The sequence below is a fragment of the Acidiphilium sp. 34-64-41 genome, assembly GCF_002282635.1.
Taxonomy (GTDB): domain Bacteria; phylum Pseudomonadota; class Alphaproteobacteria; order Acetobacterales; family Acetobacteraceae; genus Acidiphilium; species Acidiphilium rubrum.
Genome location: NZ_NCJX01000111.1, coordinates 1 through 8,364, shown reverse-complemented (window position 1 = coordinate 8,364; position 8,364 = coordinate 1). Strand labels below are relative to the sequence as shown.

The window sequence follows — 8,364 nt, the reverse complement described above, 5'->3', positions numbered from 1 at the left end:
TCAAGCTGATGTCACGCCGTCTGGCCATCGCCTGAACGCCATGATGGGACAGAATTCCATAGAAATCAGATCGATGACGTTGCAAAAACGATTCGAGTCAGACTCTAAGGCTGCGGTCATGCGTTATGCCAGGCGAGGATCGAGACGGGGAAGTGGAAGCGGATGCCCTCGGGCGTGCGCCAGGCGCCGACACCGATGCGATCCTGCCCGCTCGCGATATCCGCATCGAACATCGCCGTTAGCGCCGCCATGTCCTTTTCATCGCTCAGCGTCTCAAGCTGCGCTTCGAGCCGGTAGGCTTCGACCACGGCCTCGCTCAGCCCTGCGTCTTTGCCCATCAGCCGCAGTACCTCCAGGGGCAGTGCGCTCGTATGCGACGGGTCGCGCAGCCGTTCCATGGCATCATAGCCATCCCATGTTTCGGGCGAGGGCGTGGCATCGATGACGATGATGCGCCCGCCCGGGCGGCAGACGCGTTTCATCTCGCACAGCACCGCCGCCGGGTCCTGCATGTGATGCAGGCTGTAGCGCGTGGTCACCCGGTCGAAACTCTGCGCCGCGAAGGGCAACGTGGTAGCATCGCCGATGTGCCAGGCCAGATTGTGCAGCCCCACCGCCGCCTGGTGCACCTGGGCCTGGGCGATCATGGCAGGGGTGATGTCGATGCCCGTGACCTGGCGTGCATGCGGGGCCATGGCGCAGGCCAATATGCCGGGGCCGCAGGCGACATCGAGCACATTAAGCGTGGGCTCCAGCGCACAGGCGGCGAGGCTGCGCGCCATGGCGTCGGCCTGGGCATGAATGGGCAGTTCCGCAAAAGGTTTGGCCCAGCGGGTGAATTGCGCGACGATGCGCTGGTTATGCGTGATATCGGTCATTCCGGCCTCTCTCTTTCACAGTCGGCATGGAGTATAGCCCGGCGCACTTTGGCCGGCTAACGTCCTGCGGCCAGAAATGAGTGGAAACCGGCCATGCGCGCATTAAGCTACGAAGAGACGCAGAATGCGCTGACCGCGCACGGGCTGGACCAGCCGCGCGGGATCGGCTTTGCCTTTCTCGATCCCGCACGCAATGTCTTCTATGACTGGCATACGCATGAGTACCACCAACTGATCTATGCGGTTGATGGGCCGACGCAGATCGAGACGGAGGCCGGGCGCTATATTTTGCCTCAGGGGCGGGCCGCCTGGATCCCGGCCGGGGCGCGGCACCGCACGCTCATCACCGCGGCTGTGGGGGTTTCGCTGTATTTCTCGCCGACGGCAGTGGCTGATCCCACAGCGCGGGTAAAAATTCTGGCGGCAAGCCCGCTAATGCGGGAGATGATCGTGTTCTCGGCGCGCTGGGGGCTTGGCGCGCCCCAGAAGGATGTGCTGCTCGCGACCAGCTTTTTGCAGACGCTGGCGCTGCTATGCGGCCAATGGCTGGAGAGTGAGCTGCCTTTGTTTCTGCCCGGTGCGACACATCCCCCTATCCGGCGCGCCATGGATTACGCCGCATCCGATCTCAGCGCTGCCACCCAGACCGGCGCCCTCGCCGCCGCGGCGCTGTCCGAACGTAGTTTTCGCCGACTTTTCGCGCGGGATACAGGGCTTACGTGGCAGAGCTGGCTTGGCCAGGCGCGGATCATGATGGCGATGGGACTTTTGAGTGAAGGGCGCAGGGTTACCGAAGTTGCTGCCGAAGTCGGCTATTCCTCGCTAAGTGCCTTCGCCAAGGCATTCGCGCAGCTCGCCGGCGAAGGGCCGTCGCAGTTCAGGCATCGGCATTCTGCGGCAGCAAAGTCGGAAGTGTCGTAGATGGATTCTCAAGGTAACATAGGGATATAGGATTGGTCATTGCGGCGCGCCGGCCAAAACCAAACGGAGCGCTCATCACCCTTCTCGGCTTTTGCGCGATGCGTAGGCAATGACCGCTTTGAGCTTGGGGCACGCCACGGCATAATGTCCAGGATAGCTGGCCGGAAGCGGCTGGTCTGCTTTTTTGGCAACCAAACCCGAAAAGCCGACATATCAAACCGAAGATCGTGGCTCCAGGCGTGCCAAGGCGTAAGCGCCGACGATCGCCGCTGCGAAGCCAGAAGCAGCGGCAATACCGAGCGACCAGCGTGGCCCGCAATGATCCGCCACCCAGCCGACGATCGGCGCACCGATCGGCGTGCCCCCAAGAGCGACGCCAACACGCAATGCCATTACGCGCCCGCGCATCGCCGACTCTGTCGAAAGCTGCATCAGGCTGTTGCTCGTATTGGTCAATGTCAGGGCGGCCACGCCGATGATCACGAGCGTGCCGGCAAACAGCCAATAATTTGGAGCGAGTGCCGCCAGGGTGCAACCCAGTCCAAAGACCCCAGAGCCCATCATCAACAAGCCGAACCGTGCCTTACGGCGCCCCGCACTGAGCAACGCTCCGGCAACGGTTCCGATCGCCATGATCGAGGACAGCATTCCGTATCCGCGGGCGTCGGAATTGAACACCTTGACCGCCATGGTCGAGATGAAGATCGGAAAGTTCAGACCGAAGGTCCCGATCAGGAACAGCATTACCAGGATGGCCTTGAGGTCTGGGCGCCCCCACACATAGCGCAACCCTTCCATAAAACTCCCCTTGGCGCGGGGTGCCCGCGCGTTCGGATGAAGCTCGGAGATGCGAAGCGACAAGAGAGAGATCAGCACCGCAGCAAAGGACGCGCCATTGATCAAAAATGCCCAGCCGGTGCCAATGGCGGCGATGATCACGCCGGAGACAGCAGGTCCGATCATCCGTGCGGCATTGAACGAAGTCGAGTTGAGCGCCACGGCATTGTGCAGATCCACATCCCCGACCAGTTCCGCCACGAAGGTCTGGCGTACAGGTGCGTCGAACGCCGCCGCACTGCCGAAGAGGAAAGCAAACATATATACGTGCCAGAGCCGGACGGTTCCCGTGACGGTGAGAAGCCCCAGCGCCAAAGCGAGAGCACCCATCGTCGTCTGTGTAGCAATCAGCAGCCTGCGCTGGTTGAAATGATCGGCGGCAGAGCCAGTCCAGGGGAGCAGAAGAAACTGCGGCCCGAATTGCAGCGCCATGACCAGGCCGACGGCCGAAGCGTTGTGATGGGTGAGCTGGGTGAACACCAGCCAGTCCTGAGCCGTCCGCTGTATCCAGGTGCCCACGTTGGAGACGAACGCACCGGCGACCCAGACCCGATTGTTGACCCCCCGCAGGGACCGGAAGACACCTGCACGGGGAGCGTTCATGGATGTTCCCGTTGATTGCCGCCGTGGAAGCGGCCAAAATGCCGGGCGGATAACAGCGCGATCAGGAGCGCGCCAGCGCCGCAGGCGAGGACTTCGCCTGTGTTTCTCACTCCAAAATCACCGATGCGCAACACCAGGACATAACCGGCGACGATGTTAAAAAATCCCCAAAGCACGTTGATGGTCGACGAAGAGAGCCCTTCCCCTGGCGGTTGTGCGAATGGGCTCTGGAACGGCCTGCCCATCATGCCGCTGACGAGATGTGGAACGGCATTCGCAAGGAAGGCACCGCCAAAAAAATACGATAGGAGATCGAGCCAGGGCATATCAGGGAATCCTCGCTGCAAGCAGGTCAATGATGTTCTGGGTTGTGCCGGTTTCGCCCAGCCGCGGAAATACATTCGCGATGCTATAACCGTGTGCCTCCGGGCGCATGTCGGTCATGGCGTCGATGGCGAGGGTGACGTTGAAACCTTGCTCATAGGCTTGGCGCGCGGTTGCCTCGACGCCAGTTCCGGTGGCCACGCCCGCGATCACCACCTGGGTGACGCCCAGCGCCTTCAACTGCGCTTCGAGGTTTGTGCTCGCGAACGCACCCCATGTCTGCTTCGTGACGACGATATCACCGGGTTGTTGATTGAGCTCTGGGATGAGATCAGTCCACCCTTCGGGACGGGGGGCAGTTTGCCGCGGCTGTTCCGTCCGGCCTGGCGCGCCGCCAGCGACGTTGACAAGCACCACCGTCCGACCGCGCGCGCGGAAGGCGTCGGCCAGCGAGCCCGCCCGCTCGATAATGCCGCCGATGGGGTGGATGACGGGCAGACCGACGATGCCTTTCTGCAGGTCAACGATGATCAGGGCCGTGTTGGGGTCGAGCGTTGTCAGCGCCATGGGAGTATCCTCTTGAAAACCGCGATGGTTTGAGCAGGGCGTGAGCCCCACGAGCCCCATGAGCTCCGTCAGTCGTCGACGAGCCGCTTTAGCAATTCGACAGATGCCGCGAGTTCGTCTTGTTCCTGCGGAGACAACCGTGCCTGGATGGAGCGGGTCAACCAATCCTGTTTTGCCGCCCGCTTTTCCTGAGCCCATGTGCGGCAGGCGTCGGTAAGTGAGAGGAGGGTCTGCCTTCCATCATGCGGGTCCGGTGCGCCGCTCACCAACCCTGCGCCCTCAAGGGCTGCAATGACCGGCCCCATCGATTGCGGACGCATCCCTTCCGCGCGCGCCAAGCCCGCTGCTGTCGCCGGGCCATCCTTCTCGAGGCGCAACAAGACGGATACCTGGGATGGCGTCAGGTCTCCCATATTTCCCTGTTCGCGCAGCCGGCGTTTCAGCTTGCTGAGCAGGGCGCGAAGATCTTGCGCCAAGGCCGGGGCGCGGGTGGATTGATCGTCCTTCGGCTGTACATTCATGCCAATCGGATAGCATATAATCAGTTAAACTGTCAAGTTAATCTGATCATATACACTTCGTAATACTCTCTCTCCAGCCACCCAACTGATTCGATCTCATTGAGGCAATGACCGCAGTCGGGATGTGGCTACGGTAATTCTGAAGGACTAAATCGGGCGCAATCACGCAGGAAGTGGCGCTTGGAGACGGAATGGCGGCTTTTGAAAATCTCTTGCCGGCCACGATTATGTCCAGGGCAACTTTACAAACGGATCAAGCGCTGGCTCGCCGAGTGGCTCAAAATGCCGCAGGTTGCGGGTCAGGATGGTCGGCCCGTGGCGCTAGGTGCTGGCGGCGCTGATGATATCGGCGAAGCTGGGCGCCATGGACTACGCGCTATTTTGAGACAGCCGGCAGCGCACCGGCGGAAACCTGCAGTTCGGTGCCCTTTGCACCCGTTTCCGACATTTAGCCGCGCGACGGCAGTTTCCAGAAGCCGCCCATCGTTTAGATGCGATCCGATCAACACCACGGGCGAAGGAACGGTGAGGGATGATAGAAACCGAATGATCTCTATCAGACAAGTGGCTCTTTTGGTATGGCATGGGAATGCTGAATCTTTCCTGCCTTTGCGGCCAAGTCCACATCAAAATCCCCAAGCGACCGGACTTCATCAATGAGTGCAACTGCACGCTTTGCGGCAAATCGGGCGCTCGCTGGGCCTATTTCCATCCTTCGGAAATCGGCATTGAGGGAACCACAAAGGGATATAGCCGGGAAGACAAGGAAGACCCGGCCGCGGAAATCCAATTTTGTGCAAATTGTGGTTCAACGACGCATTTTGTGTTGACTGCAAGCGCCGTATCGAAGTTCGGAAACATCCAGATGGGTGTCAATATGCGCTTGGCGGACGAGAGGGATCTCGCCGGAATAGAATTGCGCTATCCTGATGGACTAGCCTGGTCGGGCAAGGGCGGCTTTGACTATGTGCAGAAAGCTCGCATCATCGGCCGACGAGCGGCTCCCATATGACAGGTTATGCTTCTGGTGAGTTATTGAACCGGTGCTGAAGGCACGGCGGGGGATATCGGGTCGGTCCAGACCGGCATGAAGCAGTAATGCCGCCCATCGGCATCTTGCTGCATGGATTTGCGGCAGGCGGCCATCGCGGTGGCGCCGTCATTATCCTGCATCAGTTGCCCCCAGGCGATCGCCTCGAAAGGCCCAGCTTTCATGGCGACTGAAATCAGGTGAGAAGCGACCTCGCCCTGGAACCGGCCGTCATTCAGCCCTGCTGCGTAGGTGAACAGGCTGGGGACCAGGATGGCCAGGGCCAATGCCAGACCCAGGGCCACGATGCTGCGGATACGCAGGGTGCTGATTTTCTGCCGCATGGTGCGGTCGGCGGCTTTGGCCAGTTGCGGGGCAAGCTGTTTGACGATGTCCATGCCCGAGGCATGCACTCGGTCGATGGCTTCATTCGCGATGGCGCCGGTCTGGGTTTTCAACGTGTTGGCGATATTGATCTGGGTGGCCTCGCTGGCTTGGTAGAGGTCACTCAGCGCGCCGACGCAGACGGCCAGGGCCTGCAACTGCTCCGCCAGCGGGTCGCTTTTCAGGGCGGCGGCAGCGGCAGCGCGACGTAGGACCATTTGAGCGTCGGCGATCTGCTCGTGCAGGGCCTCACGGCGGGAGGCGGGGCTTATGGGATCCATGATCTGACCCCGGCGAAGCGGCGGTCCATGGCGTCCAGCCAGACGCGCACCCGGGCGGCGTCAAACAGACCGAGCGGCGGATTGATGGTGCCGTCGCGCGCGGCGGCAAAACTGCATTGGCGGCTTTCCACGGCTTCGGCGGCGTGCAGCCGGGGCATCCATAGCTTCACGCAGTCGGCGGCCAAATTGCCATAAGCGGTGGAGGCTGTGATGCGCGCAAAGGCCCGCTCTCGGGTTGAGCCGGGTTCAATGCCAAATTCGTTGAGCACCAGGGCTTGCGCTGTTGGGGTAAAGCCGCGGGCGGCCAAAGTGAGGGCAGGGAGCAGATCTTCGGGCTGGGGGCCGGTGAGGTGGAACATGACTGGTGCCATGCCGGCGGCCTCGATATGGGTGGCCATGCCGGGCATTTCGGTGGCGAGGGAGCGCAAGGTAGTATCACCGCCACCCAAGTCGATGAGGGCGGATTGCCGTTCGGTGATGCAATACTCAATCAACCCCTGCAGCCAGGCGGCGACGCCGGCGGGGTTGTCCGTATCCGGGCGGGCGACGTCGGCGAAATAAGCAGAGAAGGTGGCGTTGCTGGGATCGACATCGGCTAGGATCGGTGAGCCGCCATTTAGGATGGAAGTTTCGGTCAGCCAGCGGAGCAGGGTGGTCTTGCCGGATTTGCCGCGCCCGGCGGCAAAGATGATTTTGGCCCGGCCGGTAAGGTCGATGCCCTTCTCGATGTCGGGTTCTGGCTCCTTGGGCGGCGCCAGGCTGATGATGTCGGCGCGCGGGCCGGTGAATTTTGTGGCGCTGGGGCGATAGGGCGTGGCGCCGGATGGCTTGGTTGTAGTGTTGGGCGTTTGCGGTTTGTCCTCGGGCATCAGCTTGTCTCCTTGGGTTCAGATGGGCCGAGTGTCTGGCGGTGGCTGCGTGCGATGTCCGCCGGGGTGGATTCGCTTGGCGCGGGTGATGATTCTGGGATGCGGAATGAGGCGGGCTTGAAGCGAGGGGCCGCGGCAATCGCTGGCGGCTGGGGCACGTTGAGTGCAGATGGTGGAATTGGCGGCAGGTTCGTTTGAGCAACCGCACCGGGCGGTAGGTTAATTTCGGCCGTTGGCAGTGCTTCGGGTTTTGGCTGCCGTTGTCGATAGCCTTTGAGAGGCATCAGCGCACGTGACAGCTCGCTGCGGAGCCCTTTTTCGGTCCAGGGTTTGCCGGTTCGATAAGTGATGCCGAGCTTGGTCAGCGCCGCGCCGACCGCCGCCCAGGACCATTCGCCATGCACGAGCGAGCGCAGCAGCTCATGGTGCTGACGCAGCCACGGGCGCATAATATTGCCTTGCCGCCAGAGCGGGCGGAAGATTTCAGCCAGGGCTTCGATGTCGGAATCAGTTGGTCTGCGCTTGAGCGACATGAACAGTCTTTCAAAAATAGCGGGGGGAGTTTCACTATTTTTGACGCTACGGGCAATCTTCCGAATCGGAAGTAGGAGACTGTGGATTGCTCAATCGCTGGTGCAATCAACAGCTCATTAGCTGGCTCAATCGCTATCACAATGGCTATCTTATTGGCCTGCTCAATGGCTGGCGCAAAGGCTATCTCTAATCTCGTTGGTCTGGTGTGGTATCGGATTACGTTTCTACTACAGACCAAGGAATGCTAGCGCATTCGCGAGCGGTTCAATCTTTAGCGTTACGCGGAGATATTTGCAGCAGCAATGACGTGGTGATGAACAACAACAGCAGTGCAACGCCCTGAACAACCAGCGGTCCATTCGCGCTTTCGGGATATTACCAATATTTCAATTTACGCAAACATTCGTAATGCGGTAGTGCAAAATGCGTTGTCTCCAAATCGACTGGGAGGCTTATAATGATTGCTAATAACGATGACAGCTACGCAGAGATCGTCACGCAAATTGGCGAGGCCAAGGTAACCGTTCACACCCCCGGGTCAGATCGCTAGCTGGGCAGGGATGGTGGGCAGCAGATTGTTAGAGCGAGCGGCGGTGATGAGGGCGTAGGCATAGG

Annotated in this window: 10 protein-coding genes; 2 read left to right on the top strand and 8 right to left on the bottom strand. The window is 60.7% G+C overall.

Annotated features, from left to right (window positions below; genetic code table 11):
• Positions 1–116: 116 nt before the first annotated feature.
• Positions 117–878, bottom strand: coding sequence for a class I SAM-dependent methyltransferase (locus B7X49_RS16820; protein ID WP_286705207.1), 762 nt, complete (start codon positions 876–878; stop codon positions 117–119).
• 93 nt (positions 879–971) lie between these two features.
• Here B7X49_RS16820 and B7X49_RS16815 point away from each other — a divergent pair, with 93 nt between their 5' ends.
• Positions 972–1,799 (top strand): helix-turn-helix domain-containing protein, encoded by an 828-nt coding sequence (locus B7X49_RS16815; RefSeq protein WP_286705208.1) that lies wholly within the window; start codon positions 972–974, stop codon positions 1,797–1,799.
• 213 nt (positions 1,800–2,012) lie between these two features.
• On the opposite strand, the gene B7X49_RS16810 is transcribed toward B7X49_RS16815, so the two are convergent.
• The 4 genes from B7X49_RS16810 to B7X49_RS16795 form a co-directional block, all read right to left on the bottom strand.
• Positions 2,013–3,239 carry an MFS transporter gene (locus B7X49_RS16810; RefSeq protein ID WP_286705209.1) on the bottom strand — a complete coding sequence of 409 codons (1,227 nt, stop codon included), beginning with the start codon at positions 3,237–3,239 and terminating at the stop codon, positions 2,013–2,015.
• Positions 3,236–3,565: a hypothetical protein gene (locus B7X49_RS16805; RefSeq protein ID WP_286705210.1), complete on the bottom strand. Its 330-nt coding sequence runs from the start codon at positions 3,563–3,565 to the stop codon at positions 3,236–3,238. Before B7X49_RS16805 ends, B7X49_RS16810 begins: the two co-directional genes overlap by 4 nt.
• A 1-nt stretch (position 3,566) precedes the next feature.
• Positions 3,567–4,130: an isochorismatase family protein gene (locus tag B7X49_RS16800; RefSeq protein ID WP_286705211.1), complete on the bottom strand. Its 564-nt coding sequence runs from the start codon at positions 4,128–4,130 to the stop codon at positions 3,567–3,569.
• A gap of 68 nt (positions 4,131–4,198) precedes the next feature.
• Positions 4,199–4,651 carry a MarR family winged helix-turn-helix transcriptional regulator gene (locus B7X49_RS16795; protein ID WP_286705212.1) on the bottom strand — a complete coding sequence of 151 codons (453 nt, stop codon included), beginning with the start codon at positions 4,649–4,651 and terminating at the stop codon, positions 4,199–4,201.
• A 583-nt stretch (positions 4,652–5,234) separates the two neighbouring features.
• On the opposite strand from B7X49_RS16795, the gene B7X49_RS16790 reads away from it, so the two are divergent.
• The gene (locus tag B7X49_RS16790; RefSeq protein ID WP_286840312.1) at positions 5,235–5,663 is read left to right on the top strand and encodes a GFA family protein; all 429 of its coding nucleotides are present in this window, start codon (positions 5,235–5,237) and stop codon (positions 5,661–5,663) included.
• A 20-nt stretch (positions 5,664–5,683) separates the two neighbouring features.
• On the opposite strand, the gene B7X49_RS16785 is transcribed toward B7X49_RS16790, so the two are convergent.
• From B7X49_RS16785 to B7X49_RS16775, 3 genes are read right to left on the bottom strand one after another with little or no spacing between them, the layout of a single operon-like run.
• A complete protein-coding gene (locus B7X49_RS16785; protein WP_286705213.1) occupies positions 5,684–6,346 on the bottom strand; it encodes a hypothetical protein in 663 nt (220 codons plus the stop codon).
• Positions 6,334–7,215: a hypothetical protein gene (locus B7X49_RS16780; RefSeq protein WP_286705214.1), complete on the bottom strand. Its 882-nt coding sequence runs from the start codon at positions 7,213–7,215 to the stop codon at positions 6,334–6,336. The genes B7X49_RS16785 and B7X49_RS16780 overlap by 13 nt, the downstream gene beginning before the upstream one ends.
• The gene (locus B7X49_RS16775) at positions 7,215–7,748 is read right to left on the bottom strand and encodes a hypothetical protein (protein ID WP_286840308.1); all 534 of its coding nucleotides are present in this window, start codon (positions 7,746–7,748) and stop codon (positions 7,215–7,217) included. Before B7X49_RS16775 ends, B7X49_RS16780 begins: the two co-directional genes overlap by 1 nt.
• Between the last annotated feature and the right edge of the window lie 616 nt (positions 7,749–8,364).